Origin of the sequence: Pantoea sp. sgz302252 (genome assembly GCF_042610525.1) — a bacterium.
GTDB lineage: Bacteria > Pseudomonadota > Gammaproteobacteria > Enterobacterales > Enterobacteriaceae > Erwinia.
On the sequence record NZ_JBHDVM010000004.1, the window covers coordinates 335,004 to 358,298 of the forward strand.

Consider the following 23,295-nt stretch of genomic DNA (forward strand, 5'->3'; position numbering starts at 1 on the left):
TAAAAACCCCACGGCAAAGCGTGGGGTTCAGATTGATGACAATGTATGCTGGTGCAGGCTCAGGAGGGCCTGTGTCTTCCGTAAAGACGCAAAAAGCGCCGTCCGTGGCAGCTCAGTACGGGCCGTCCATGGCCCGTAATGCTTTACTCCAGTCACAGGCCCTCCATCGCTTCACGTTCAGCAGTTTGAACCCCACGGCAAAGCGTGGGGTTCATTGTCGCAGGCTAATGGTTAATGCCTGACTTTACGGTAGATCCACAGCACCACAATGGCGCCGATCACCGCCACAATAAAGCTGCCGAAGTTAAAGCCATCCACCTTACCGAAGCCGAAGAGCGTGCTGATCCAGCCGCCGACCACGGCACCGACAATCCCCAGGATAACGGTGATGATAAAGCCGCCGCCATCTTTACCCGGCATAATCCATTTAGCGATGATCCCGGCAATCAGACCAAAAATGATCCATGATAAAATTCCCATTTACTGCTCCTTTGCTTGTACTGATTAGACGGCCTAAGTATAGGCAAGATTTCTAACTCTGTGATTTAAAGCCAAACTTTTTGCACTTTTTTTTCTGACCGCCTAAAGCGAGCGGGCCCGATGCCGATAATTCGTCGTATCACCGCCAGGCACGAGTTTTCTGACACTCAATCGGAGTAGGACGTGAAAGAAGAAGATAAAGAGCAGTATCTCAAGCGCGGCCCGCTCGCCGTGCTTGCCGTTTTGAAAAATTTGCTGAAAAATCAGACCCCCGTTATGGTTTCCCACGCCCGGGGCCAGTTTATTACCCGTCTGCTTTATGCAGATAAAGAGCGGCTGGTAGTGGATTACGGCAGCAACGATTACGAAAACCAGCTGGCGCTGGAAATGAAAGAACTGCATTTCACCGCTGAAACACACGGTGCCAAGGTCGAGTTCGCCCTTGAAGGGCTGGAAAGCGACGATCACGAAGGCCTGCCTGCTTTTGGCGCGGCGCTGCCCGATCTGCTGTGGATGATCCAGCGCCGCGAGTTTTTCCGCGTGGCGATGCCGCTCGATCCAATTTTTTACTGCTACGTGAAATGGCCGGATGGCAGTGGCGAAGGCCGGCTGCGTTTGCAGGATGTGTCGCTGGGCGGTATCGGCGTACTGGGCGATTCGCCCGTGCCGGAAACCCTGCAGGGCGGCGAGATGTTTAAAAAGATGCGCCTTGAACTCGGTGAATATGGTCAGTTTGAAGTGGATGCCTCGCTGATTAACGTCGGCCAGCGCAGCGTGGTAGGCAATAAGAATGAAACCGTGGTGACGCCGCGCCTTAGCTTCCGCTTCGCCTCGCTGAATTTTTCCCAGGAACGCCTGCTACAGAATATGATTTTCTCGCTCGAGCGTCTGGCACGCGAAAAAGCCACCCGCTTTCAATAGCGGCGAATCAGGCCGCCAAAACAGGCGGCATTGCTGGTTTCCGCTATCAGATAGTGCGGTAGGCCGTAGTCACTTTCCACAGATAGCGCGGCGCCTGAGCGGCCGGATGTTTTTCCTGCACGTGCTGATAAAACGCTTCCGGCGTCATAGCATTAATCATTGCTATTGCTCTGTCCCGATCGCGCGAGAAAGTTCTCAGCAGCGCCCCAGCCCCGTTGGCGTAGGAAACGATAGTGGCATAGCGCAGCGTTTTCGGATCGCGAATGCCCGCCAGCGACTGATCCTGCAAAATTTTCAGATAAGCCGTACCTATATCGATATTTTTTACCGGATCGCGCAGTTCGGCGCTGCTCGGCTGGCCGCGGCGGCCCTGCACCCTGTAAACCTCGCGCCCCGCCGTAGAGGCCTTAATCTGCATCAATCCAATGGCATTCGACCTGCTGACTACCGTTGGATTGCCGCCCGATTCCACAGAGATAATCGCCTCGACCAGCTTTTGATCCACGCCGTAGCTGTGTGCGGCGTTCTCTGTAAACAACGACCAGGCCTGAGCGACTTTCGCCGGCGGCGCCTTGGTTAGCGGCGTTTGCTGCCGGGGTTCATGCTGTTTGTGCGACTGACTGGCACAGCCGGCCAGCAAAAGCGCACCTAATATTGCGACTGTTTTTACGCTTCTCACGCTATTTTATTCCTCTGAGCCCTGGCTTCACGCTTTATCATAGCGGCTGTTTGCTGTGAAAAAATTACCTGTACTCTTAATTACGCGCTTCGCCTGATGACTTCGGCCCGGCTTTTCGTCATTATCAGCCAGATTTGACTCTGAATGACATGAAAAGATTCATTAAGCCTGCGCAAAAAAGAGACGATTCGCCCAACAAAATGAGCGTAACAGTCCCGCCCCGGCTTAAAAGGGTTGAATAGAGGCCAAAATTTAGCCAATTAAGGATAAAAGTGAAGATTATGTCCATTATCCCACGCACTTTTCATTTGATCGCGCCTTCCGGCTATTGTCAGAATCAGGCTGCCGCGCAGCTGGCCGTCAGGCGTTTACAGGAACAGGGGCACCGGGTGACCAACCAGGAGGCGATCGCTCGCCGCTGCCAGCGTTTCGCCGGTAGCGATGAGCAGCGGCTTCAGGATTTAGCGCTGGATGAGGTCGAAGCGGATATTGTGATGCCGGTACGCGGCGGCTATGGTGCGACAAGGCTTCTTCCCCGCTTTGATGCCGCCGCACTGGCAACGCGGCTGCAAGCGCGCCCGCTGGCGATTTGCGGCCACAGTGATTTCACCGTTATTCAAATGGCGCTGCTGAAAGCGGGCGCGCAAACCTTCAGCGGCCCGATGCTGGCAGGCAATTTCGGCGCGGAAAAGCTTTCTGAATTTACCGTGAATCATTTCTGGCAGGCGCTGACCTCGCCCGAGTTCACGCTGGAGTGGCAAACGCCGTCGCAGCAGCTGGAGGTTTCCGGCACGCTATGGGGCGGCAATCTTGCCATGCTGGCTTCGCTGGTTGGTACGCCCTGGCTGCCAGAGATCGACGGCGGCATTCTGGTGATTGAAGATATCAACGAACACCCTTTCCGGGTGGAAAGAATGCTGTTACAGCTGGCGCAGCACGGCGTGCTGGCGCGACAAAAAGCCATAGTCACCGGCAGCTTTACCGGCGTTCAGCTTAGCGATTATGACAACGGTTACGATTTCGACAGCGTCTGGGCGCTGATAAGCCAGCTCACCGGCGTACCTGTGGTCTCCGGCCTGGCTTTTGGCCACCACTGGCATACCGTGACGCTGCCGCTGGGCGCCCATGCCCGGCTGCGCGTCGCGGGCGAAACTGCAAAGCTGACCATGAGCGGGCATTCTGTCTTGCAGGAGCCTGCATGAAGCAACTGTATGAGGACTTGTGGATTTCTACCCCGGAGTTTCCGCCAGGTGAGACCGATCCGGAGCTGATGATGCACGGTTTTTTGCTAAAGCTTTCTCGCGGCAACGTGCTGATTTCACGAGTAGAAAATGTGGGCGATCATAATATCATCGGCGATCTTGGCGGGATCTTTCGCCACTATCTTACCCACTGGCATGAGGCCGGGCCTGGCGCGCGCCTGCTGCAACAGCGTTTTGATTCGGCATTGTATTGTCATAACCGCGCGCTCGGCCCTGTCAGCGTCTGGGCCGAAGCGGACGATACCTTTAACCAGGCAGAGGTGCACTGCGGCAGCCTGCACGTAGTGCCCACGCCAGGCCATACGCCGGGCAGCACCACCTATCTCTACGCCTCGCCTTATGGCAAAACCTACCTGTTTGTCGGTGATACCATTAGCCTCAGCCACGATCGCTGGATCACCGTGCTGGTGCCGGAAAGCAACGAGGCGGATTTGAAAAAGACGCTGGAGTTCTATCGGGCGCTGCGGCCCGACGTCGTACTGATGGGCACCACCAAAGGTCATCTCTCCTGGCAGGAAGTGACGATGCGGGAATGGCTGGCATTGCTGGATGAGGCGGAAAATTCGCCGCTGGATTTGCGCCAGCGGCCCGGGCATTAAAAGGCGGCTAAAGGGTTTTGGTCAGATAGATCCGCTGGTGCACGCGGGGATAGTTATCCAACACCAGCTGCACCTCATAGCCCATTTTTTCGTAAAAAGGCCGGGCCTGGAAACTGGCGGTATCCACCTGGGCATAGAGGCAGCCGCGCCGCCGCGCTTCCTCTTCCGCCGCCCGCATTAGCGCCGTTCCCTTGCCCCGCCCGCGCAGGGTTTCGCTTACCCATAACATGTTAATGCGTAGCCAGTTGCCGCAGGTTGATCCTGTCAGGCCAGCCAGTTTGTGCCCTTCGACGCTTTCGATAAAAACCCCAAGGCTTCTGGATTCGCTGATATCCATAAATTGTGCATTATAAGCCAGCAGGCCAGCCTCTATCTCTGCCAGCTCCTGCGCTGAGGGTTTATCCTTAACGACGATTTCCATCTCTTTCCTCTAATTCTCTGGCGAAGATTCAGACCGGTACAAAATCAGGACTCGATTTTCCCCAACGCATCGGTGCGTTGCAGCGTGACCGTGCTATTTTCACGCTCGCTGGTACGGCTACAGGAAACCAGCTGTTTTTGGCCGCTGTAGGAAAAGAACGTTTCGTTGGTGCTTTTATTCATTACCATCTGGTCGCCATTGCGAAACAGCACGATAGCCACTTTATCGCCGTTTTCCGTTCGCGACTGCTGACTGCCGGAAGCTATCTGAAAATTGTCCCCTGCCCACAGCAGCGTAGTCAGCCCGTACTGCGCATTGGTCACTGTCATGGTCGGCCTGCCCGCACAGGTAATCTGATACTCGCTATTTTGCAGCGGCTCGGCATTCCCGGAGGCATAGGTTAAAAAGGAGCAGGCGAAAAGGCCTCCGACGGCGAGTAAACGAAACATAAGCGATCTCCGGGCAGGTGATTGATAATTCTGGCACATTATCCTGCCCGCGTCGTCCCGGCCCCGCAATCGGAAGAGACCTGGTCTGGGCTACAGGCTGCCCATTTCTTCAATATCTGCCTGGTTAACCGCCTGCTGTCTGCCGGTTTCATCGGTATAGATTACCATGCCGGTCGCCTTATCAATCTCGGGCTTGCCCTGCACGACTTTGGTGCTGCCGTCGCGCATATGCAGAATATGATCGCTGGAGCAGCCGCCCAGCAGGGTAAAAGCGGCAATCAGTGGAAAAAGCAGGCGTTTTTTCATTTTATCTCTCCGTTGGTAAATGAAGAGAAGTGTAGTCTGTGTGTACGGCAGCCTTTGACGATTACTGCGCTGTAAAAGCGTTCAGGGTAGCGATCGGAGAAGAAAAGTTATCGCCCTCATCGACAAATTTCAGTTGAAGCCCGATGAAAATAACTGTATTTTTATCCAGCATTTATAACCGGGATCTCCTCTCATGTTTGTTGAACTGATTTACGATAAGCGCAACGTTGCGGGCTTACCAAACGCGCAGCAGCTGATTTTAGATGAACTGGAAAAGCGCATTAAGCGAGTTTTCCCCGATGCCGAAGTCAAAGTAAAACCCATGCAGGCAAACGGCGTAAAAACAGACGCCAGCAAAAGCGACAAATCGGTAATGTTGAGAATTATTGAAGAGATGTTCGACGAAGCCGATCAGTGGCTGATTGCCGAAGAATTTTGATCTTTTTCGCATTTCATGCGGTATAACGCGCATTTCTGCCCGCTGACGGTTGCGTTTTGCTGCCGTCATGCCACTATTCCCTGATAAAATTTCCCTGGTGTTGGCCCGTGATTATCCTCTTTGCGGGCATTTTTTTATCTAAAAAATAAGTCCTTCTGATGTTTCCTCTTTATGCCGCCCTGCTCTGTTATTAACAAAAAGTTAAATTTAAGTTATAAATATTTAATTCCTGCTCGCGATAAAGTTTTTCCTCACCCTGCCGAAGACATTTAAAACAGAGCGCATGGGCACAAACTATGACTATTATTACTCTACCTTCGTTAGTGAAATTGCTCACGGAAGAGGAATGGCGAAAAGGCGCGCCGCTGACCGGGCAGGAAATTGAGCAGATTTGTAATAAGACGATTCAGGTATGCATACCGGATAATATTGCCCGCACGCTGGATCCCTTTTACGGCTATGGCGATCCGCAGGAAAGCTGGCAGGTCTTAGCGGGCCGTCGCCAGAGCAAACGGCCTGAACGGGATTAGCGGTTTTTCTGCTGTTCAGCGATTTCGGCGTAAAGCAGTTCATAGACCTGGGTAGCGTAGGCCGAACTGTCTCGCAGCATTTGGATAGCATCCTCCAGCGTTTGCGGCTCCATCTGGCCTACAATTCGCCACCCCAAAGCGATATTCTTCGCTTCTTCCAGTCGTTCCGGATGATATACATTCGCAGCTTCTGACACGAAATTCTCCTGATTTGAGTTTTGGCCCTATTTTACTGAGCAATGCCCCGGCATCTCAACCCTTGATTTTTTTATGATTTAATAGTTGCGCCTTTTTTATGCTTTTTAAGCCTGAAAGCGGTTTTTTACGCAGCAAAAACCCGGCTTTCGTGACCAAAAACAGATTATTCCTGGCTAATTAAATTCGCGAATTACTGAATTATCATCTACTCAGGCGAAATTGTGTAAGAAAATCGTACGTTTTCCCTTAATTAAGAAAAATACCCGGTAACAAAGCATTTCCGTAGAAAAATTTTAGGCTTCAGGGAGAAAAAAACCGATTTTTTTACTTTTAAAAATAGCGGTCGCAGCTCAGGATTTTCCAGCCGGTTGAATATATTACATCAGCGCTTGCGCCCGCAGTCGCTACCGCAAGACTATTTCCGCTAATTCATTTGGTAAGGAATATTACATTGCTGCCTGGATGAAATTATTAGCGCCATAGATAATCACAGGGCTCTGCCAGGACTGCCGATTGCCAGAGCCCTCTGCCTTATTTACGAGGACGTAAGACGGCGAGGATCTCGGCCACGTTCCCTCTGGAACGAAACACCGCTGCACAGAACACCAGATTGATGATTAACGAAGACCAGTTAGTATGGCTATAGCTGTCAAAAAAATAGCGAAACGGCACGGAAGCATAAGCTACCACTAACAGATAGGCCAGCCAGGAAGCCCACCATTCATGGTGCGCGCCTGGCTTACGAAAAAACATCAGGCGCAGCGATATTGCCGAGCAGGTGACGACATTAGCAATCACCATTGGATCACTTGTGACCATGGAAACCTCCTTTTATACGAGCCAGCCAGGCTGCCGGATCCTGCTGGTTAAAGAACGTTAAGGTTTTTATCGCCAGCGCTGACAGTAACACGGCGCCTAAACCATCCAGCGGCCTGTCGCTATAGCCCAGAATACTCGCCAGCTTCTCCCCTACTACGTCAGCACCAAACACGCCAACAATCCAGGAAACGATAAAATAAGCGGCGCGAACGCGCAGGGTGATATCCGCCGCACCCGCCACATAAAAGACAGATCCTGCAAAAGCACCAAATAGCACGCTGTAATTCATGCCTGCCAACTGGCTCGCCACACTCGTTCCGGCTGAAGATACCGTACCAATCCCCACAATTACCTCATGAATGACCATAGAGCCCCCTTTCTGCTTCAGCGTCTTCTCAAATGGACGAGAAAAAAATCCCGGTATGCCCAGGAATAAAAATTTCGATTTATTGCTGCTGGAGTAGTCGCTGTTTTTACCTTAGTGCGGGAAATGCGTACGCGTGAGCCTGCTGTAAATTTATTTGGCGCTGATTCTGAAAATTTCTCGCTTTATTGCGTCAGCTAATTCTCGTTTTGTGACGCAGCCATCCCATCAGGCTTATCTGGCGCGTTTCGCAGCCTTCAGGCCGAAAGCGCGTTGAATAATGAGGCAAAAGTGTTGGCGCCTGTCCGGTAGCGCAAAGCGCTTTCACTGTGACCAGCAGTTTGTTGAGTTTCATGCTGCCGCCTGGCCAGGGCAAAGGCGCAGGTTTTTAGGAGAGGTTATGCGATAAGAACAAGAAATGACCGCAGACAAAGTTTCCGGTTATCAGGATTGCTACTCTACCGCCCCCTTAATCTGTAGCCCTGGCGGGCGAGACATTGAGACCGGTTAAAACTGTGATAGAGACTGAATTAAACAAATCGTTGAAAGAAAGAGTTTTTCACTCAATACTTTTTGAGGTGCTGGCCAATATTTTGATCGCGCTGATGCTGGCGATGCTGTTGTCGGTACCCGTTACCCAGTCTGCCGTACTGGCCGCGCTGTCGGCTATCACGGCGATGCTGTGGAACGTGATTTTTAACCGTGCTTTCGACGCGGTGCAGAAACGAGTTGGGTTTAAAAGAAATTTGTGGGCCAGGATCCTACATGCGGTACTGTTCGAAGCTGGTCTGCTGGCCGTGCTGATCCCGTTTGCCGCCTGGTGGTTCGCTATCTCGCTGGCAAAAGCCTTTGTGCTGGAGATCGGCCTGGTGGCTTTTTTTCTTCCCTATACCCTGGCGTTTAACTATCTGTACGACTTTTTCAGGTTTCACTGGGTTAACCTTTACCGGGGCGCTGAGAGGTGACAATGCTGCGTATCATTTTATTGAGTCTGCTCATTTTACTGCTTATAGCCGTCTGCTTTGTCGCCTTTTCGCTGCCTGTCAGGTACAAAATGGAAGATATGATTTATGAGTTTGCGCTTTATCTGATGCGTAACCGCACCCCCTGAATGAGCGCACTTCGGCGAAAAGAAATCGTGCTAACAGCTATGATATTGCGGCTACCAAACGAAATTTAAGAGATTGATGACAAACCCCAGGTCGCGTTTAAATCTGTGACAGAGCAGCAGAGGCAGATCGGAACACGGACACGCCGTAAATACTTCCATGTAGGCTCGGTTGGCGCGTCCATGCGCCCCGCCTGGCCGCTCAGCCTCTGCCGCCATAAAGCTGCGGAGTTGCTGTAAAAAAACAGATGTTCACCTGAGCTTTTTTAGCTATGTCAGCAGTCTGAATATAAGCAATAAGCCGCCATTCGCCAGCGATAAAGATTCTAAGGCGAAGCGCTATGCCCGGATTAAGGAATGAAAATGGTCAGAAGAGCAGAACCTGAAGAGGCACAGGCATTGTGGCGTATACGCAACCTGGCGATCCGCGCAGGGTGCGAAGAAGCCTATGGCGCAGCAGCAGTACGGGCCTGGACGCCAGATGAAATGTCCGGCGGCTATATCCGCGCTATCAGCCAAAATCCTTTTTTTGTGGCGGACGAGCCAGGTTTCCCGGTAGCGACAGGTTTTCTGGATTTAAGAGAGCAGAGCGTGGAGGCAATTTTTACCCTGCCGGACTATATGGGTAACGGTTATGCCACGCAGATTTTGGCGGCTATTAAAAGCGAGGCGCTTGCCAGAGGCATCTTAACGCTGACTCTCTCCTCTACGCCTAATGCCGTGACATTTTATCAGCGCCACGGTTTTGCAGTGGTGAAGGAAACGCTGTATCACTCGGCGCTGGCGGGCAATCTGCTCTGTATGGAGATGCATTCCCGCTTAACAGAATGAAAAGTTACATTTGATTAACAGAATAAAAAACAGCCACTTAAATGATTTTCCTGCCGTTTCGGCTTGCGATTCACCTCAGGCCTGCCAGGGTTAAAAGCGTGTTTTACTCACTTTTTTATCGCAACAGGAGGAAAAGATGGCTCGTTTTCAGCAAAAAGTAGTGGTTGTTACCGGCGCAGGTTCAGGCATTGGTCAGGCGGCGGCGGTACGCTTCGCCAGCGAGGGCGCCTCGGTTGTGCTGGTAGGCCGCACTCAGGAGAAGCTGGAAAAAACTCAGGCTTTGCTGAGCCAGGGCGAGCACCTTGTTGTTCCCTGTGACGTAGGCGAAGCAGAACAGGTAGAAAAGTTATCCCGTACCGTGCTGGATAAATATGGTCGCGTTGACGTGCTGGTTAACAATGCCGGGCAGATAGTTCAGGGCCGCATCCATGAGATTGCCCTGGAAGACTGGAAAAAGCTGATGAAGGTCGATCTGGACGGCGTTTTCTATTGCGTACACTACTTTATGCCTGCGCTGCTGAAGAGCAAAGGCAATGTGGTTAACGTCTCTTCTGTCTCCGGCCTGGGCGGCGACTGGGGCATGAGCGTTTATAACGCGGCCAAGGGTGCAGTTACCAACTTTACCCGCTCGCTGGCGATGGATTATGGCGAAGATGGCGTGCGCGTCAATGCTATTTGCCCTGGTTTTACTTTCACCGACCTGACAGAAGAGATGAAAGACAACCAGCAGCTGCTGAATAAATTCTATGAGCGTATCCCGCTGGCTCGCGCGGGCGAACCGGAAGATATCGCCAGCGCTATAGCCTTTATCGCCAGCGATGACGCTAAATATATCACCGGCGTCAATCTGCCCGTTGATGGCGGCATCATGGCCTCTAACGGTCAGCCGAAACAGGCCTGAGGTCAAGGGCGCCTCTATAGTTGTGAGCAGGGCGGCGTTTATCGCCGCCTTTGCCATATTTATCAGGCCATACAAAAAGCACTACGTTTTAATCACTTCCGTGCTCTTCTCGCCACGCTTTGATCATTTCCGCCGTAATTTCGTTGGCATAGCAGACTGGCGACGCGCCACCCGGCCTGCTCCAGGCGCTTCTTTTGCCGCAGCGGCTACCGTTGCTGGCAGTATTGAAAGGACAGGCGCAATTGCCGGAATAGCTGTCGATCGACTCTTCAATAATTTGCTGCTTAACTTGCGCATCTGATAAGCGGCTGGCTGATTTAGCCTGGGACGCCTCCATGCCTGAGAATATCGCCAACACCATAAATAAGCTGAAAGTGGATTTAAGTCTCACTCACCCTTCCCTCCGCAAAATTGCCATAATAGCGTTTTGACTACTGCACCAGACTTTCGATCACGAATCGGTTCCTTGCACTGCATCAAAAACGGCAGCGCCCTATATGAAAGCGCCCTGATTTATACCAGGCTTTATTAGAGTGGTACGAAAGAACCACCAAAATAAAAACCTGGTAGTGGTGCCAGATTAAGTCCGTTTAAGTTAGTAAATTCCATCTTACTGCCGCTATTTTTCTATAATTGATTACGGCATCCGCCATTTAATTACTGCGAGGAAACGTCATGAATAAAATCATTTTGATTCCGCTGACTTTTATTGTCCTGCTCAGTACCGTACCGCTTGCTAATGCTGCTACTTACACAACAGGCCCTGTCGGAGACGGAGAGTGTCCCGATGGCCAGATTTACTTTCCGGGCGTCGGCTGTCTTTGCCCCGCCGATCCCGCCTGTCATCCCTGATCGCTGAACGGCTAATACGGGCGTTTGAATAGCGCGAACGCCCGCTATTCAGATCTCATCAATCAGATCCGCTCCCTGATTTTTAACATTCCCTACGGCTTTTGTTACCGGATGCCAGGCAAAATCTCCGGCAGGCACGGTGCCATCATGCGCAATTTCGCTGGCCTGCGCTGGCGTGGTATCCTGGCTCATCCACCCCAGCGCGGCCTCGGGCGTCAACACCAGCGGCCGACGATCGTGGATATCCAGCAGCCCTTTGTCGCTGGCTGCGGTAACGATCACAAAGCCTTCGTTTTCGTCTTCTTTATCAAAAGGCGCTTTGCCGATAGCCGCAAAAAATAGCGGCCCGCCATTTTGATGGTAAATAAAATAGGGCTGTTTCACTTTGCCGTCGCGTTTCCACTCATACCAGCCGTCTGCCATAACAATAGCGCGTCCGCTTTGCCATAGAGGTTTAAACATTTTGCCTGTAGCCGCCGTTTCTGACTTTGCGTTAATCAGCGGCTGCTTATGCCACCATACCGGACTGTAACCCCATTGTACGGGATCGAGATGCAGCGCCCGATCGCGCTCGTTAAGCAACAGCACGCGCGTGCCTGGCGCGACGTTATAGCGCCCTACCGGCTCAGGATCGTAAGCGATTTCCCGCTCAGGGCGATCGCCAAAAGCTTCCAGATAAGCCTCGCGCGAGCGGTACTGCGTAAAACGTCCACACATAATGCCCCCATACCGGATAAAATTAACAAAATGTAACTTAATCATGCTAATTATTACTGGTTTTTTATCAGGATTCTTATTGTATTTTATTGGTGTATATTAGCAGCGCTTTACTCTTTATCGGGAACAAAGATGAAAAAACTGACTGCGTTTCTGCTGGTTTCACTGTTAGGCCTGCTCTCCGCTTCGGCTATGGCCTGCCCCAAAGGTCAGCATCCGTATGGCGGTACCGGCCCTCATCACAAAGGTGGCTACTGCTCGTACTAAACTTTTTCAGAGCAGCAAACCGATGTGATTTCTCCAGGGCGCAAAGCATTTATTAGCATGGCAAAGACCTGACACAGCAACTTTGCGCCCTTTTAAGAAACTATTTTTTTTACGTGGATTAGTTCAGCAACGGTAATAGCAGGACGCATCAGCAATTGCAGGCTGCCAACCACAAACAGCCATGTCCCGCCGGTCATCAACGAGTCGAAAAAGAACATGATGCTGCCGGTCAGAAACCAGATGGCGATAAACAGATCGTTTAGCGCGCCAAAAAATTTGTAGCGACGCTGAATCACTACCTCTTCCGAACCGAAATCAAAGACCTTTTTACGACTATTAGCAGCCATGCTTTCTCCTTATCTGTGCTGATAAGGGTAGCAGCTGGCCGGGAGAGTAGCGGCGGCGAAAGCTGGTGCCGCCGCAGGCAGCAGGATGCAAACTCAGGCATGCGCTTTGCGATCGGCCAGGAGTTCATTAACGAAGGTGACGATCTCCGGCTTTTCCCGCTCTATTTCAGCGATTTTATCCGCAAATTTTGGCAGGTATTCCTTATGCGCGTAGAGCAGCGCATCCAGCACTTTAATTGCCGTTTCGCCTGCCGGGATCAGCGGGTTAAGGATAAACGCATGCAGCGCCGCACCGTAATCGCCGCTAACGGCCGCCTCTATTGTGGTTTCCTCCATCGCCTTCATCAGCTGGATCATGCCGCGCGCCGATGGCGGCAGCCTTCCCCACCGTAATGGCTCTGCGCCATGCGCGGTAATGGCTGCGGTGACTTCAACTATGCAGTCAAACGGCAGATCGGCTATAGCGCCGTTATTACGCGTCGAAACCACCATCTGTTTGCCGGTGTTGTTCTGAATGGCGGCGATAAGATCGCAGGCAGCGTCGCTATAGTGCGCCCCGCCGCGCTGGCTCAGCTCTTCTGGCTTATAGTCAAGATTGACGTCTTTATAAAGTTCAAACAGGCGGCGCTCGGTTTTTTTCACCACTTCCGCCCGCGTTTCGTAGTGCTCAAATTCTTCGATGGCGTGCGCCAGCATAGGCTCCTGTAAATAGTAGTAGCGGTGGTAGCCGCATGGCAGAATACCCAAATGTTTTACCTGCTCATAGTAAAAAGGGATCTGGTGAATATTTTTCAGTCCCTCATCCGATTTTTCACGCTGCTCCGGCGCGTAAATTTTCTCTATTAGCTCCGCGGTACGCTCGTTGCCCGCTTTATCCCAGACGCGGTGCCAGTGAAAGTGGTTTAGTCCGGCGAATTTAAAGTCCAGATCGGCCTCTTCCGCCTCCAGCACTTTGCAGGCCTGGGTAATATGGCCGAAAGGCACGTTGCACAGGCCGACCGTTTTCTCCCACTTGCCGTATTTAATTGCCGCTTCGGTCACCATGCCTGCCGGATTGGTAAAGTCCACCAGCCAGGCGTCTGGACAGAGCCGGCGCATATCTTCAATAATCTCCAGGATCACCGGTATGGTGCGTAACGCTTTGAAGATGCCGCCCGCGCCGTTAGTTTCCTGGCCCAGCAGACCGTTCGCCAGCGGGATAGCCTCATCTTTCAGGCGAGCATCCAATAAGCCAACGCGGAACTGCGTGGTGACATAGTCGGCGTCTTTGAGCGCCTGCTGGCGATCCAGCGTCAGGTGCACCTGCCAGTCCAGGCCTGCCGCCGCGATCATCCGTTTGGCCATATTGCCGACAATCTCCATTTTCTCCGCGCCGTCGGCAATATCCACCAGCCACAGCTCGGCAATGGGTAAAAGATCCTTTCGCAGAATAAGGCCTTCTATTAATTCCGGGGTATAGCTGGATCCGCCACCGATGGTGACAATCTTTATTCTGTTTTGCATGGAAGCACTCCTTTATAAATAGCGGCTAAAAGGCGTTCCGGCTTAAAACAAGCAGCCGCGCTCCTCACCGCAGGGATGATTTAACAGCAATCTCTGTAAACGCCTTAATTAACGCTGGCTGTGCAGATAATGGTAAACCGCGCCCGTCAGCCCGGCGCTATTGCCGTGGCTGGCACCGGCGATAGTTACCGACAGGCCATACCAGGCCAAATGCGATCTGATTTCATCAATAAAGGCTGGCCGTTCGGTAATGCCGCCGCCGAGAAACAAACATTCCGGGTCAAACAGGTGCGCCAGGTTATAGATCCCCGAGCAGAGATCCTGGAAAAACTGATTCACCAGACGCTGGCAAATTTTATCGCCCTGGTCGTAGAGCGCGAATATCTCTTCGCCAGTGACCTCTGCCAGCGGCTTATCGGCAATCACTGAATAACGCCTTCTGAGCACCGCCAGCGTGCAGTTTTCGTTCATGGTGTAGCTGTTTAGCCTGCCCGCGCCAGCCCTTTCGCTAAGCAGATAGCCGAATTCACCCGCTCTGAAGCGATGGCCGCGCACCAGCTCGCCGTTGCAAAACAGCGCGCCGCCGATGCCGGTGCCTATGGTCATCATTAAAAAGTTGCGCATGGTTTGCGCCTGGCCAAGCCAGCGCTCTGCCAGCAGCGCGCAGTTGGCATCGTTTTCCACGCTTACGGGTAGCCCGGTTTTATCCTGCAACCAGGTCTTTAGCGCGAAGCCGTCAAAATCGCGGATAGATCCGCCCATAGTGACAAAGCCCGTCCAGGGATCGACGTAGCCCGGAACGCTCAGCGCTACGCCTTCGCAGCCCTGGTGATTTGCCAGCCAGGCCAGGATAGCCGACAGAATATGCTCGCCGGAGAAATGCGGTATAGCCGATTTATCCTGGGCGACAATGTTACCTTGTTCAGTGACGACGCCCATTTTCAATGAGGTGCCGCCAATATCATAAGCTGCTATTTTCACGCAGAGGCTCCGGGCTTATGGGGCTGTTTTCAGGGCGCTGGCGTCAGAGCGTTTCGCCATCAGAAGCGATAACCTGCCTGTACCAGTCAAAACTTTTCTTTTTGCTGCGGGAAAAGTCGCCGGAACCGTCGTCGCTGCGGTTGACGTAAATAAAGCCGTAGCGCTTATCGTACTGTCCCGTGCCGAACGAGACGCAGTCCAGACAGCCCCAGGGCGTAAAGCCCATCAGATCAACGCCGTCCTCCAGCACCGCTTTTTTCATCTGCACGATATGCTCGCGCAGATAGCTGATGCGGTAGTCGTCGTTAACCTGGCCGTTTTCAACCTTATCGAAAGCGCCAAAGCCGTTTTCCACAATAAACAGCGGTTTCTGGTAGCGCTCATAAAGTGCGTTAAGCGTGTAGCGCAGGCCCACGGGATCGATCTGCCAGCCCCAGTCGGAGGCTTTAACGTGCGGATTTTTGCGGCTGCCGGGGAAAGCCTCCAGCGGCGTATTTTCGGTTTGCTTAGCGGTCGCGTATTCCACCGCGTTGCTCATGTAGTAGCTGAAACCCAGATAATCGGTGCGCCCTTCCTGCAGGATCTGCTCGTCTTCTGGCGCCATTTCAATGTTAAAGCCGCGCAGCGCCCACTCTTTGCGGATGTAGGAAGGATAAGCGCCGCGCATATGCACATCGCCAAACAGATAGCGCTCCTGCATCGCTTTTTGCGCATACATGACGTCGTCCGGATGGCAGGACCAGGGATAGAGCGGCACCATCGCCAGCATACAGCCGATTTTAAAATCCGGATTGATGGCGTGGCCCAGCTTCACTACTCTGGCGCTGGCGACAAACTGATGATGCAGCACCTGGTACATCACCTCTTCCGGTTTTTCATGGTCGATGAAAATCACCCCGGAATTACTGTAGCCATACAGCGGCTTGCGCCAGTTGCGCTGGTTGTTGATCTCGTTAAAGGTCATCCAGTACTTCACTTTGTGCCGATAGCGTTTCAGCACCACCTCGCTATAGCGTACAAAGAGATCGATCAGTTCACGGTTAAGCCAGCCGCCATACTGCTTAACCAGATGCAAAGGCATCTCAAAATGGGACAGCGTAATGACGGGTTCGATGCCGTGCTTTAGCAGCTCGTCGAATACCTCGTCGTAAAATTTCAGCCCCGCTTCGTTGGGTTCCGGCTCGTCCCCTTTGGGAAAAATTCTCGTCCAGGCAATAGAGGTGCGGAAGCATTTGAAGCCCATTTCCGCAAACAGCGCGATATCTTCTTTGTAGCGGTGGTAAAAATCCGTGGCCAGATGGTTGGGGTAGTTTTTGCCCTCGATCACGCCATCGGTGATTTCCCGATCCACGCCGTGCGAACCGCCCGTCAGCACATCCACGATACTGGGGCCTTTGCCGCCTTCCTGCCAGCCGCCTTCAACCTGATGCGCGGCGACCGCGCCTCCCCATAAAAAATCGGCGGGTAATTTCTCAGACATAATGATTCCTTTTACGGCTACGCGCTTATTGCGTACGGGTTTTAGTCAGCTCCTGCATTTCACGATGCAGATAGATAATCTCTTCCACCAGCTCACGGCACAGCATGGCGTTCATCAGGTGATCCTGGGCGTGCACCAGGATCAGGTTCACCGGGATCTTGCCGCAGCCTTCGTCCGCACCGATCAGTTCTGTCTGGATCCTGTGCGCTTCTCGCGTGGCTCTGGTCGCCTCTTGCAGCGCCGCCTCCGCCTCTTCCCAGCTATGCTTTCTCGCCGCCTGCAGCGCCTGCATGGAACAGGAACGGGCCTCGCCGGCATTGATAATCAGCTCCATTACGGTGGTTTCCATCTCCTCCACTATTTCATCTCCTCTGCCAGAGTCATTTCATTAGCCATCTCCGCCTCTTGTTGCAGCAGCTGGCGCTCGTACATTTTGAAGAACGGGTAGTAAATTAGTGTGGAAAGGCCAATCAGGAACGCGACCAGCACTACCGCGCGCCAGTCCCAGCCGGTTGACCAGGCCGCACCGATCGGGCCGGGCGTTGTCCACGGTGCCAGAGAGATCACATGGTTGATTAGATTTGTACGCGTTGCCGTCCAGGCTATTACCGCGTTGATTAACGGCGTAGCGATAAAGGGGATAAACAGCAAGGGATTCATTACCACCGGCGAGCCGAAGATGATCGGTTCATTGATATTAAACATGCCGGGGACAATACCCAGACGGCCTATCGACCGCAGATGCGCAGACCGGCTGCGCAAATAGAGGATCGCCAGACCCATAGTCGCGCCCGAACCGCCAACTGTGATAAAGAATTGCCAGAAAGGCTCAATGAAGACCTTCACCACCTCCTGGCCCGAGTTCAGGGCCTCCTGGTTAATCCCAAGGTTGGTCAGCCAGAACGCCTGTAACAGCCCGCCGACGATGGCCGCGCCGTGGATCCCGGCAAACCAGAGCAGATGGCAAAGCAGCACCGCAATCAGCACCGCCGGTAGCGAATCCGCTGCGGAGATAATGGGCGCAAACAGGGACATGATCGCCTGCGGCAGGATCATGCCGAAGTGGCTCTCCATAAACAGGTTCAGCGGGTAGAGCGTCAGGAAGATCAGCAGGATCGGGATCAGCAGATCGAAAGATTGCCGGATCTTGGGCGGTACCTGTTCCGGCAGCTTAAAGCCGATATTGTACCTGGTCAGCAAGTGCATCACTTCGGTACAGTAAAGGCTGATAAGAATGCCCGTGAAAATACCCTCGCCGCCCAGCGAAGCGATCGGCAGCGCGCCCTCTTTTTGTGGCGCGGCAATCAGTAAAAAAGTCATTAACGAGAGCAGCGCGGCCATCAACCCGTTAAGCTTGTAGCTCTGCGCCAGGTTGTAGGCAATAGCGCCGGTAATAAAGACCGCCATAATGCCCATGGTCATGTTATAGGGCATCATCAGCTGGTCATTGTAGCGGTGCACCATACCCAGCCACCATTTTGCCACTGCCCACTGGCTGTTTTCGCTGAATGGCGGATGGGAAAACAGCAGCATAAAAGAACCCACGATTAAAAACGGCATGGAAGCAATAAAACCGTCTTTAATAGCAACGACATGTCTTTGTGAAGATAATCGCGCGGCTACCGGGCTGATGCGATTTTCAATCACGCCAAACAGCGAATCGGCCAGTGTGCTCATTATGCCCCCTGATGAGATGCAATAAGCGACAGGGCGGACTGCAATATTTTCTCGCCGTTAAGCATGCCGTAATCCATGGTATTAATGACGGCGACGGGCTTATGGTATTCTTCTGCACATTTCTGGAAATCGTTCAGTTTGTATTTGATCTGCGGGCCCAGCAGGCAGCAATCGTAATCGCTAATTTTTTCGCTGAATTCCTCCATACCAACAGCCTGAATTTTGGCCTCAACCCCCTGTTTCAGCGCGGCTTTTTCCATACGCTGTACCACCATGCTGGTGGACATTCCGGCCGAACAACATAATAAAATCTTGATCATAACATCCCCCTTTGTTTTCTGAACTTTTACGCGCCATTCTGCGTACCTGCAACCGGTTACAGATTTTGTTTTCTTTTTTTGTGATCCGTCTTGCAATGAGATAAGGGTATAATTTTTTGTACTACAAAAATAATGTGAGACCGGTTACAGATTATTTAATTACCTCTACCTTAATTAAATTTACGGCTACGCTCTGCTTTACTGGTTTTAAATGGACTTGCATTTACGGGTTTTACCCGCGGCGTTTTTAGTTACAATGACCGGCCGATACAGACAGGAAACTGCCCATGACAACTATGCTGGATGTGGCCAGACGCGCTGGCGTCTCAAAAGCGACCGTTTCTCGCGTACTGGCCGGACACGGCTATGTTTCTAAAACGGTACGGGACAAGGTGATGAGCGCCGTAGAGGAGATGGGCTATCGCCCTAACCTGCTGGCGCGCAACCTGGCAACCAACAGAAGCCAGAGCATCGGGCTGATGGTGCCCAATACGCTGTATAACGGGCCGTTTTTCAGCGAGCTGCTTTACCAGGTCGCCACGCTGACCGAACAGCTGGGCTCGCAGCTGGTGCTGGCGGATGGCAAGCACACGGCGGAACAGGAGCGCCAGGCCATCCATTTTTTGGTGGATAGCCGTTGCGATGCCCTGATCCTTTATCCGCGCTCGCTGAGCGTTGAGGAGATCGACGAGCTGATCCCAACTATCAGCAAGCCGCTGCTGGTGCTGAACCGCAGATTAAAAAAGTTTCCGCACTACGCGGTTTGCGCCGATCATGAGAAAGATACTTTGCAGGCGGTTAGCTACCTTATTAATCAGGGCCACAGAGAGATTGCTTTTATCAAAGGCCTGACGGGATCGCATACCGGTCTCAGCCGATTAAATGGCTATCTGGCGGCATTGCAACTACATGGTATCGCGCCGCAGCCAGAGCTGATGCTGGAAGGCGGCTGGACCAACGAGAGCGGCAGGCAGGCTGCCGTTGAGCTATTGCAGCGTAAAGCGCCCTTTTCCGCCATTGTTGCCAGCAACGACGATATGGCTATCGGCGCTATCTGTGCGCTAACTACGGCGGGCCTGAAAGTGCCGGATGACGTTTCGCTGCTGAGCTTTGACGATATTCCCGTCGCGGCATTTTTGACGCCCGCCTTAACCACGGTGCGCGTACCGGTCGATAAGATGGTTTCCAGCGCGATGATGCAGCTGGCGAAAATGCTGGATGGCGAAAAAGTTGAGCCGCTGGCGCTGATGCCGGGCGAGCTGATACGGCGGCAATCGGTAGGATCGGGGCCTTATGGCGATCTCGTTTCCGCAAAGGATAATAAAACCAGTAAAGGATCCCTCTCGTAAAAAAGCCGATGTCATAACGACATCGGCTGAGGCAGTATCTCAGGTGCGCATTGCTGCGTACCTTCTGGATTGATACTAGCGTACGTAATCTGCGCCGGTAATATCAATAGTCGATCCTGTGGCATGACGGCAGCGCCCGCTGGCCAGGAATGCCACCATCGCGGCCACATCGGATGGCGGCGTCACTTCACGTAACGGCAGGCCAGCTGCCACCGCCGTTTCCCCTACGCTGGCGATATGATCTTCAGCCATTGCTGTGCGTACCCAGCCCGGTGCCAGCGCATAGGCCAGCACATTTCTGTCGCCATAACCTCGCGCGATCCCTTTGGTCAGCGCCAGCAAACCACCTTTAGCCGCGCCATAAGCCAAATGTTCAGGCCCGTCACCCCGGTGCGACGAGCGGCTTGCCATATTGATGATGATGCCGCCGCCGCGTGAGCTGTAATGATGGATAGCTAACCGGCATAAATCAGCGGGCGCCTGGAGATTCACCTGAAGGTTCACCTGCCAGCCCTGTTGCCACGCTTCAGCGCTGTCCAGCGGAGAGGCGCAATAAATTCCCGCGTTATTCACCAGTACATCAATGTTGTCGGCTAAATCCGTTGCCTGCTGCCACAGCGTTGCCGCGCCATCGGCATGGGACAAATCTGCCCTTACCAGTTGCAACCGTTCGGGCCAGGTTGCCAGCATCTGTCGGGCGCTTGCCTCGTCGCGGCCATAGTGCCCTATTATCTCAGCGCCCTCAGCGTGCAGGGCCTTCACGATTTCACTGCCGATACCTTTAGTCGCGCCAGTGACCAGAATGGTTTTACCTGCCAGCGTACTCATAGTTTCTCCTTAGGCGACGGCCTGTGCGCCGGTGATTTCCAGCAGCGATCCGCAAAGATAGGGTGCCTCGTCAGAGGCAAGGAAAGCGATGGCGGCGGCGATTTCTGCCGGTTCACCGATACGGCCAAAAGGCACTAACGCATTGAGATCGTCGAGCGAACGCCCGCTACGCGCCAGGTTGCTTTCTAACATCGGCGTACGCACTTCACCCGGACATACTGCGTTTACGCGCACTTTGTCAGGCGCATAATCGCGCGCCAGATTAAGCGTAAATGCCGCAACTGCTGCTTTTGAAGTGTTATAAGCAATATGGCCAGGCGCGGGATGCAATCCCCATTGCGAAGCGGTATTCACGATAGCGCCGCCACCCTGGGCAATCATATGTGGCAATACTGCGCGGCACATATGAAATAACGCGTCGAGATTAACGCTAAATGTCGTCTGCCAGTCTTGTTCACTTAATTCAAGTAGCGCACCGCGACGATTAATACCGGCGTTATTGATCAAAACGTCAATACGCTCGGTCTGACTTTTTAATTCTGAAATAAAGGAAAAAATATCTGCTGCGCTGGCAAGGTTGACTTCGCGCCATGCAGCATGTCCGCCTTGCTGATTAATATCCTGGGCAAGCGACTGGGCTAATTCAGCATTGCTGTCAACAATCCAGACATGCGCACCTTCGTTAGCAAACCGGCGACAAATTGCCTCGCCAATGCCGCCTGCGCCGCCGGTAACAATCACGGTTTTATCCTGAAAGCGATTCATCTCTACTCCTCTTTAATTACGTAATAACGAATAGCGGACGGTAAAGAGCAAAAGCAGGGCCTGGCCGGAACGCGCTTGTTCCGGCTCGGGTAATGCAAAACAGCTTAGTCGTTAAGTTTCATATCTTTTAAGAGATTGCGCTGCATAAAAGTCAGAAAACGACTTTGGAATAACAGGGTATGTTCATGAGCCATTCTGTCAGCATTTTCAGCCTCGCCCGCTTTGATGGCGGCTATCAGATCGTCGTGGTCACGGCCCAATTTTGAAGGCGCATCCTGGCGCGTCATAAAATCAAACTGGAGGTGCTGGATGCGTTGTCCTTCCGATAACAGCTTATCGTAGTAGGTGGCCAGGTAGTTATTGCCCGCCGCCTTCGCTATCGCCAGGTGAAACTCTTTGTTACGCTCGGTCATGGCGCTAAAGTCGCCTTTATAGACCATTTCCATATAGGCTTCATTGGCCGCTTCAATATCACGAATATCTTCATCACTACGATGAATGGCCGCCAGTCGCGTTACCGCACGCTGCACCAAATCTAACGCAGTGATGTAATCCGGGAATTCTTCAATCGCAAACGGCGTAACTATGGCGGTACGATTCGGCAAAATCGTTACCAGCCCCTCACTCACCAGGCGTGCCATGGCATCGCGCACCGGCGAACGCGACAGGCCAAAAGCAGTAGCCAGTGAAATCTCGTCAAGCTGTTCGCCGTGCTTGAGCTGCAGCGTAAGGATTTGGCGGCGCAGCTCCTCATAGATATAGCGCCCGCCATGACGACGGCCAGTACCCTCTTCTTTTTCGTCTTTTTTGCTCATCATTTACGTCTCTGGCTGAATGTCACAGGGGCATGTTAGCGGCGCAGGCCAGTCAGGACAATGCAGGCCCCCATGTATCGCTCAGCATAAAACCCGCGGAAAGCGGATCGTCCGGATCGATACCCAGTTGCTGGATGCCGTAAATCCAGGCACGGCCAGTAACGCGCGGCAGCACGGCAAGTTTTTCGCCCACCTGCGTGCGCCCGCGCAGCTCAATCCTGAATTCGCCGTTGATGGTAGAGCGTGAAATCAGCCGATCGCCTGGTTCCACCTCACCCCGCGTGTCAAGCGTGGCGAGATTTGCTGAACTGCCGGTGCCGCAGGGTGAGCGATCCACGCGTCCCGGCGGTAAGGTAGTACAGGTGCGCCAGACGTTTTGTTCTTCGCGCTGCCTGAACATGACGTAGGCCACTTCATTAATCTGAGGCAGCAGCGGATGCTGCACCTGAATCTGCTGGTTAATGTAATGGCGGAATCCCACGCCGAAAGCGGCCAGTTCACGGGCATTTTCTGGCGCGATACTGAGTTTGATTTGCTCTACATCTATTAGCGCGTAGTAGACGCCGCCAAAGGCAATATCTGCGGTGATAACCCCAAAGTTGGGGATCTCAAACTGGCGATCGAGCTGCTCGGTAAAGGCTGGCACCATATCCAGCGACACGCTGATACAGCGTCCATCCGAGCAGCTCGCTACTGCGGTGACCAGCCCCGCAGGCGTGTCCAGCACCACGGTGGTTTCTGGCTCCTGCATAGTGATCATGCCGGTTTCCAATAGCGCCGTGACCACGCAGATGCAGTTGCTGCCCGACATCGGGTGCGCTTTATCAGCCTGCAATACGATAAAACCGGCATGCGCGCCGGGCACCGTCGGCGGCAACAGTAAGTTCACCGACATTTGCAGGCAGCCGCGCGGCTCCATAGTCACCAGCCGGCGCAGGCTATCATCGACTTCGTTGATGTAGTTCATCTTATCGAGCATGGTGGCACCGGGAATGTCGATCACGCCGGAGGTAATCACTTTGCCGATCTCACCTTCGCAGTGCACTTCTATTAGCTGTAACGTTTTTTTCCAGCGCATAATGTTCTC

33 protein-coding genes are annotated in these 23,295 nt (G+C 53.0%); 11 read left to right on the forward strand and 22 right to left on the reverse strand.

The genetic code is table 11. The annotated features are described in order from the left end of the window. Positions 1-231 precede the first annotated feature (231 nt). On the reverse strand, positions 232-480 hold the full coding sequence (locus ACETPC_RS09865; RefSeq protein ID WP_380180866.1) for a GlsB/YeaQ/YmgE family stress response membrane protein: 249 nt from the start codon (positions 478-480) through the stop codon (positions 232-234). 183 nt (positions 481-663) lie between these two features. Here ACETPC_RS09865 and ACETPC_RS09870 point away from each other — a divergent pair, with 183 nt between their 5' ends. Then, positions 664-1,401: a flagellar brake protein gene (locus tag ACETPC_RS09870; RefSeq protein WP_380180867.1), complete on the forward strand. Its 738-nt coding sequence runs from the start codon at positions 664-666 to the stop codon at positions 1,399-1,401. A gap of 46 nt (positions 1,402-1,447) precedes the next feature. Here the strand turns inward: ACETPC_RS09870 and emtA are convergent, their stop codons facing one another. After that, positions 1,448-2,080: a membrane-bound lytic murein transglycosylase EmtA gene (gene emtA, locus ACETPC_RS09875; protein WP_380180869.1), complete on the reverse strand. Its 633-nt coding sequence runs from the start codon at positions 2,078-2,080 to the stop codon at positions 1,448-1,450. Positions 2,081-2,361: 281 nt separating this feature from the next. Between emtA and ldcA the strand changes: the two genes are divergently transcribed. Both ldcA and ACETPC_RS09885 read left to right on the forward strand, forming a co-directional pair. Beyond that, positions 2,362-3,282, forward strand: a complete 921-nt coding sequence (gene ldcA, locus ACETPC_RS09880; RefSeq protein ID WP_380181062.1) for a muramoyltetrapeptide carboxypeptidase — start codon at positions 2,362-2,364, stop codon at positions 3,280-3,282. Next, positions 3,279-3,941 (forward strand): MBL fold metallo-hydrolase, encoded by a 663-nt coding sequence (locus ACETPC_RS09885; protein WP_380180871.1) that lies wholly within the window; start codon positions 3,279-3,281, stop codon positions 3,939-3,941. Before ldcA ends, ACETPC_RS09885 begins: the two co-directional genes overlap by 4 nt. 7 nt (positions 3,942-3,948) lie before the next feature. Here the strand turns inward: ACETPC_RS09885 and ACETPC_RS09890 are convergent, their stop codons facing one another. The 3 genes from ACETPC_RS09890 to ACETPC_RS09900 all read right to left on the reverse strand — a co-directional run bounded on the left by ACETPC_RS09890 (position 3,949) and on the right by ACETPC_RS09900 (position 5,117). Then, a complete protein-coding gene (locus tag ACETPC_RS09890) occupies positions 3,949-4,362 on the reverse strand; it encodes a GNAT family N-acetyltransferase (protein WP_380180873.1) in 414 nt (137 codons plus the stop codon). Between the two features lie 44 nt (positions 4,363-4,406). After that, on the reverse strand, positions 4,407-4,811 hold the full coding sequence (locus tag ACETPC_RS09895) for a hypothetical protein (protein WP_380180875.1): 405 nt from the start codon (positions 4,809-4,811) through the stop codon (positions 4,407-4,409). Positions 4,812-4,901: 90 nt separating this feature from the next. Beyond that, a complete protein-coding gene (locus ACETPC_RS09900; protein WP_380180877.1) occupies positions 4,902-5,117 on the reverse strand; it encodes a YgdI/YgdR family lipoprotein in 216 nt (71 codons plus the stop codon). A gap of 193 nt (positions 5,118-5,310) precedes the next feature. Here ACETPC_RS09900 and ACETPC_RS09905 point away from each other — a divergent pair, with 193 nt between their 5' ends. Both ACETPC_RS09905 and ACETPC_RS09910 read left to right on the forward strand, forming a co-directional pair. Further along, a complete protein-coding gene (locus tag ACETPC_RS09905) occupies positions 5,311-5,556 on the forward strand; it encodes a DinI-like family protein (RefSeq protein WP_380180879.1) in 246 nt (81 codons plus the stop codon). A gap of 296 nt (positions 5,557-5,852) precedes the next feature. Next, the gene (locus tag ACETPC_RS09910) at positions 5,853-6,086 is read left to right on the forward strand and encodes a hypothetical protein (RefSeq protein ID WP_380180881.1); all 234 of its coding nucleotides are present in this window, start codon (positions 5,853-5,855) and stop codon (positions 6,084-6,086) included. On the opposite strand, the gene ACETPC_RS09915 is transcribed toward ACETPC_RS09910, so the two are convergent. From ACETPC_RS09915 to ACETPC_RS09930, 4 genes are all read right to left on the reverse strand, one after another. Further along, positions 6,083-6,283: a hypothetical protein gene (locus ACETPC_RS09915; protein ID WP_380180883.1), complete on the reverse strand. Its 201-nt coding sequence runs from the start codon at positions 6,281-6,283 to the stop codon at positions 6,083-6,085. The genes ACETPC_RS09910 and ACETPC_RS09915 overlap by 4 nt on opposite strands. A 532-nt stretch (positions 6,284-6,815) precedes the next feature. Then, positions 6,816-7,103 (reverse strand): phage holin family protein, encoded by a 288-nt coding sequence (locus ACETPC_RS09920; protein ID WP_380180885.1) that lies wholly within the window; start codon positions 7,101-7,103, stop codon positions 6,816-6,818. Beyond that, on the reverse strand, positions 7,090-7,470 hold the full coding sequence (locus tag ACETPC_RS09925; RefSeq protein ID WP_380180887.1) for a putative holin: 381 nt from the start codon (positions 7,468-7,470) through the stop codon (positions 7,090-7,092). Before ACETPC_RS09925 ends, ACETPC_RS09920 begins: the two co-directional genes overlap by 14 nt. Positions 7,471-7,660: 190 nt before the next feature. Then, complete coding sequence (locus tag ACETPC_RS09930) at positions 7,661-7,822, reverse strand: hypothetical protein (protein ID WP_380180889.1); 162 nt, start codon at positions 7,820-7,822, stop codon at positions 7,661-7,663. Between the two features lie 160 nt (positions 7,823-7,982). On the opposite strand from ACETPC_RS09930, the gene ACETPC_RS09935 reads away from it, so the two are divergent. The 3 genes from ACETPC_RS09935 (at position 7,983) to ACETPC_RS09945 (ending at position 10,307) form a co-directional block, all read left to right on the forward strand. Next, positions 7,983-8,432, forward strand: coding sequence for a PACE efflux transporter (locus ACETPC_RS09935; protein WP_380180890.1), 450 nt, complete (start codon positions 7,983-7,985; stop codon positions 8,430-8,432). A gap of 506 nt (positions 8,433-8,938) precedes the next feature. Further along, on the forward strand, positions 8,939-9,406 hold the full coding sequence (locus tag ACETPC_RS09940) for a GNAT family N-acetyltransferase (RefSeq protein WP_380180892.1): 468 nt from the start codon (positions 8,939-8,941) through the stop codon (positions 9,404-9,406). A 136-nt stretch (positions 9,407-9,542) separates the two neighbouring features. After that, entirely contained in the window at positions 9,543-10,307 is a 765-nt protein-coding gene (locus ACETPC_RS09945) for an SDR family NAD(P)-dependent oxidoreductase (RefSeq protein ID WP_380180894.1), read from the forward strand. Positions 10,308-10,395: 88 nt separating this feature from the next. Here the strand turns inward: ACETPC_RS09945 and ACETPC_RS09950 are convergent, their stop codons facing one another. Continuing rightward, positions 10,396-10,668, reverse strand: a complete 273-nt coding sequence (locus ACETPC_RS09950) for a hypothetical protein (RefSeq protein ID WP_380181063.1) — start codon at positions 10,666-10,668, stop codon at positions 10,396-10,398. Positions 10,669-10,982: 314 nt separating this feature from the next. On the opposite strand from ACETPC_RS09950, the gene ACETPC_RS09955 reads away from it, so the two are divergent. Beyond that, positions 10,983-11,159, forward strand: coding sequence for a hypothetical protein (locus ACETPC_RS09955; RefSeq protein ID WP_380180895.1), 177 nt, complete (start codon positions 10,983-10,985; stop codon positions 11,157-11,159). Positions 11,160-11,207: 48 nt separating this feature from the next. On the opposite strand, the gene ACETPC_RS09960 is transcribed toward ACETPC_RS09955, so the two are convergent. Next, positions 11,208-11,876: an SOS response-associated peptidase family protein gene (locus ACETPC_RS09960; RefSeq protein WP_380180897.1), complete on the reverse strand. Its 669-nt coding sequence runs from the start codon at positions 11,874-11,876 to the stop codon at positions 11,208-11,210. A gap of 132 nt (positions 11,877-12,008) precedes the next feature. Between ACETPC_RS09960 and ACETPC_RS09965 the strand changes: the two genes are divergently transcribed. Then, entirely contained in the window at positions 12,009-12,143 is a 135-nt protein-coding gene (locus ACETPC_RS09965; protein ID WP_380180899.1) for a hypothetical protein, read from the forward strand. Positions 12,144-12,235: 92 nt separating this feature from the next. Here ACETPC_RS09965 and ACETPC_RS09970 read toward each other — a convergent pair whose 3' ends face one another. The 7 genes from ACETPC_RS09970 to ACETPC_RS10000 all read right to left on the reverse strand — a co-directional run bounded on the left by ACETPC_RS09970 (position 12,236) and on the right by ACETPC_RS10000 (position 18,451). Next, positions 12,236-12,490, reverse strand: a complete 255-nt coding sequence (locus tag ACETPC_RS09970; RefSeq protein ID WP_380180901.1) for a YrhK family protein — start codon at positions 12,488-12,490, stop codon at positions 12,236-12,238. Between the two features lie 93 nt (positions 12,491-12,583). Then, positions 12,584-13,993, reverse strand: a complete 1,410-nt coding sequence (locus ACETPC_RS09975; RefSeq protein WP_380180903.1) for a 6-phospho-beta-glucosidase — start codon at positions 13,991-13,993, stop codon at positions 12,584-12,586. A gap of 108 nt (positions 13,994-14,101) precedes the next feature. Then, positions 14,102-14,974, reverse strand: coding sequence for an ROK family protein (locus ACETPC_RS09980; protein WP_380180905.1), 873 nt, complete (start codon positions 14,972-14,974; stop codon positions 14,102-14,104). Positions 14,975-15,017: 43 nt separating this feature from the next. Further along, complete coding sequence (locus ACETPC_RS09985; protein ID WP_380180907.1) at positions 15,018-16,454, reverse strand: 6-phospho-beta-glucosidase; 1,437 nt, start codon at positions 16,452-16,454, stop codon at positions 15,018-15,020. A 25-nt stretch (positions 16,455-16,479) separates the two neighbouring features. Further along, entirely contained in the window at positions 16,480-16,803 is a 324-nt protein-coding gene (locus tag ACETPC_RS09990) for a PTS lactose/cellobiose transporter subunit IIA (RefSeq protein ID WP_380181065.1), read from the reverse strand. Positions 16,804-16,811: 8 nt separating this feature from the next. Beyond that, positions 16,812-18,131 carry a PTS sugar transporter subunit IIC gene (locus ACETPC_RS09995; RefSeq protein WP_380180909.1) on the reverse strand — a complete coding sequence of 440 codons (1,320 nt, stop codon included), beginning with the start codon at positions 18,129-18,131 and terminating at the stop codon, positions 16,812-16,814. Then, complete coding sequence (locus ACETPC_RS10000; protein WP_380180911.1) at positions 18,131-18,451, reverse strand: PTS sugar transporter subunit IIB; 321 nt, start codon at positions 18,449-18,451, stop codon at positions 18,131-18,133. The genes ACETPC_RS09995 and ACETPC_RS10000 overlap by 1 nt, the downstream gene beginning before the upstream one ends. A gap of 287 nt (positions 18,452-18,738) precedes the next feature. On the opposite strand from ACETPC_RS10000, the gene ACETPC_RS10005 reads away from it, so the two are divergent. Then, positions 18,739-19,800, forward strand: coding sequence for a LacI family DNA-binding transcriptional regulator (locus ACETPC_RS10005; protein WP_380180913.1), 1,062 nt, complete (start codon positions 18,739-18,741; stop codon positions 19,798-19,800). A gap of 75 nt (positions 19,801-19,875) precedes the next feature. On the opposite strand, the gene ACETPC_RS10010 is transcribed toward ACETPC_RS10005, so the two are convergent. From ACETPC_RS10010 to ACETPC_RS10025, 4 genes are all read right to left on the reverse strand, one after another. Further along, positions 19,876-20,628, reverse strand: coding sequence for an SDR family NAD(P)-dependent oxidoreductase (locus tag ACETPC_RS10010; protein WP_380180915.1), 753 nt, complete (start codon positions 20,626-20,628; stop codon positions 19,876-19,878). A 9-nt stretch (positions 20,629-20,637) separates the two neighbouring features. Beyond that, positions 20,638-21,393, reverse strand: a complete 756-nt coding sequence (locus ACETPC_RS10015; protein WP_380180917.1) for an SDR family NAD(P)-dependent oxidoreductase — start codon at positions 21,391-21,393, stop codon at positions 20,638-20,640. Between the two features lie 104 nt (positions 21,394-21,497). Continuing rightward, the gene (locus tag ACETPC_RS10020; RefSeq protein ID WP_380180919.1) at positions 21,498-22,211 is read right to left on the reverse strand and encodes a GntR family transcriptional regulator; all 714 of its coding nucleotides are present in this window, start codon (positions 22,209-22,211) and stop codon (positions 21,498-21,500) included. A 49-nt stretch (positions 22,212-22,260) separates the two neighbouring features. After that, positions 22,261-23,286 (reverse strand): proline racemase family protein, encoded by a 1,026-nt coding sequence (locus ACETPC_RS10025; RefSeq protein WP_380180921.1) that lies wholly within the window; start codon positions 23,284-23,286, stop codon positions 22,261-22,263. Positions 23,287-23,295: the final 9 nt, after the last annotated feature.

What these genes read in the sequence shown, in the direction of transcription:
- ACETPC_RS09865 (WP_380180866.1), bottom strand. Translation starts at nt 480, where the DNA reads ATGGGAATTTTATCATGGATCATTTTTGGTCTGATTGCCGGGATCATC.
- ldcA (WP_380181062.1), top strand. Translation starts at nt 2,362, where the DNA reads ATGTCCATTATCCCACGCACTTTTCATTTGATCGCGCCTTCCGGCTAT.
- ACETPC_RS09885 (WP_380180871.1), top strand. Translation starts at nt 3,279, where the DNA reads ATGAAGCAACTGTATGAGGACTTGTGGATTTCTACCCCGGAGTTTCCG.
- ACETPC_RS09890 (WP_380180873.1), bottom strand. Translation starts at nt 4,362, where the DNA reads ATGGAAATCGTCGTTAAGGATAAACCCTCAGCGCAGGAGCTGGCAGAG.
- ACETPC_RS09895 (WP_380180875.1), bottom strand. Translation starts at nt 4,811, where the DNA reads ATGTTTCGTTTACTCGCCGTCGGAGGCCTTTTCGCCTGCTCCTTTTTA.
- ACETPC_RS09900 (WP_380180877.1), bottom strand. Translation starts at nt 5,117, where the DNA reads ATGAAAAAACGCCTGCTTTTTCCACTGATTGCCGCTTTTACCCTGCTG.
- ACETPC_RS09905 (WP_380180879.1), top strand. Translation starts at nt 5,311, where the DNA reads ATGTTTGTTGAACTGATTTACGATAAGCGCAACGTTGCGGGCTTACCA.
- ACETPC_RS09910 (WP_380180881.1), top strand. Translation starts at nt 5,853, where the DNA reads ATGACTATTATTACTCTACCTTCGTTAGTGAAATTGCTCACGGAAGAG.
- ACETPC_RS09920 (WP_380180885.1), bottom strand. Translation starts at nt 7,103, where the DNA reads ATGGTCACAAGTGATCCAATGGTGATTGCTAATGTCGTCACCTGCTCG.
- ACETPC_RS09925 (WP_380180887.1), bottom strand. Translation starts at nt 7,470, where the DNA reads ATGGTCATTCATGAGGTAATTGTGGGGATTGGTACGGTATCTTCAGCC.
- ACETPC_RS09930 (WP_380180889.1), bottom strand. Translation starts at nt 7,822, where the DNA reads ATGAAACTCAACAAACTGCTGGTCACAGTGAAAGCGCTTTGCGCTACC.
- ACETPC_RS09940 (WP_380180892.1), top strand. Translation starts at nt 8,939, where the DNA reads ATGGTCAGAAGAGCAGAACCTGAAGAGGCACAGGCATTGTGGCGTATA.
- ACETPC_RS09945 (WP_380180894.1), top strand. Translation starts at nt 9,543, where the DNA reads ATGGCTCGTTTTCAGCAAAAAGTAGTGGTTGTTACCGGCGCAGGTTCA.
- ACETPC_RS09950 (WP_380181063.1), bottom strand. Translation starts at nt 10,668, where the DNA reads ATGGTGTTGGCGATATTCTCAGGCATGGAGGCGTCCCAGGCTAAATCA.
- ACETPC_RS09955 (WP_380180895.1), top strand. Translation starts at nt 10,983, where the DNA reads ATGAATAAAATCATTTTGATTCCGCTGACTTTTATTGTCCTGCTCAGT.
- ACETPC_RS09960 (WP_380180897.1), bottom strand. Translation starts at nt 11,876, where the DNA reads ATGTGTGGACGTTTTACGCAGTACCGCTCGCGCGAGGCTTATCTGGAA.
- ACETPC_RS09965 (WP_380180899.1), top strand. Translation starts at nt 12,009, where the DNA reads ATGAAAAAACTGACTGCGTTTCTGCTGGTTTCACTGTTAGGCCTGCTC.
- ACETPC_RS09970 (WP_380180901.1), bottom strand. Translation starts at nt 12,490, where the DNA reads ATGGCTGCTAATAGTCGTAAAAAGGTCTTTGATTTCGGTTCGGAAGAG.
- ACETPC_RS09975 (WP_380180903.1), bottom strand. Translation starts at nt 13,993, where the DNA reads ATGCAAAACAGAATAAAGATTGTCACCATCGGTGGCGGATCCAGCTAT.
- ACETPC_RS09985 (WP_380180907.1), bottom strand. Translation starts at nt 16,454, where the DNA reads ATGTCTGAGAAATTACCCGCCGATTTTTTATGGGGAGGCGCGGTCGCC.
- ACETPC_RS09990 (WP_380181065.1), bottom strand. Translation starts at nt 16,803, where the DNA reads ATGGAAACCACCGTAATGGAGCTGATTATCAATGCCGGCGAGGCCCGT.
- ACETPC_RS09995 (WP_380180909.1), bottom strand. Translation starts at nt 18,131, where the DNA reads ATGAGCACACTGGCCGATTCGCTGTTTGGCGTGATTGAAAATCGCATC.
- ACETPC_RS10000 (WP_380180911.1), bottom strand. Translation starts at nt 18,451, where the DNA reads ATGATCAAGATTTTATTATGTTGTTCGGCCGGAATGTCCACCAGCATG.
- ACETPC_RS10005 (WP_380180913.1), top strand. Translation starts at nt 18,739, where the DNA reads ATGACAACTATGCTGGATGTGGCCAGACGCGCTGGCGTCTCAAAAGCG.
- ACETPC_RS10010 (WP_380180915.1), bottom strand. Translation starts at nt 20,628, where the DNA reads ATGAGTACGCTGGCAGGTAAAACCATTCTGGTCACTGGCGCGACTAAA.
- ACETPC_RS10015 (WP_380180917.1), bottom strand. Translation starts at nt 21,393, where the DNA reads ATGAATCGCTTTCAGGATAAAACCGTGATTGTTACCGGCGGCGCAGGC.
- ACETPC_RS10020 (WP_380180919.1), bottom strand. Translation starts at nt 22,211, where the DNA reads ATGATGAGCAAAAAAGACGAAAAAGAAGAGGGTACTGGCCGTCGTCAT.
- ACETPC_RS10025 (WP_380180921.1), bottom strand. Translation starts at nt 23,286, where the DNA reads ATGCGCTGGAAAAAAACGTTACAGCTAATAGAAGTGCACTGCGAAGGT.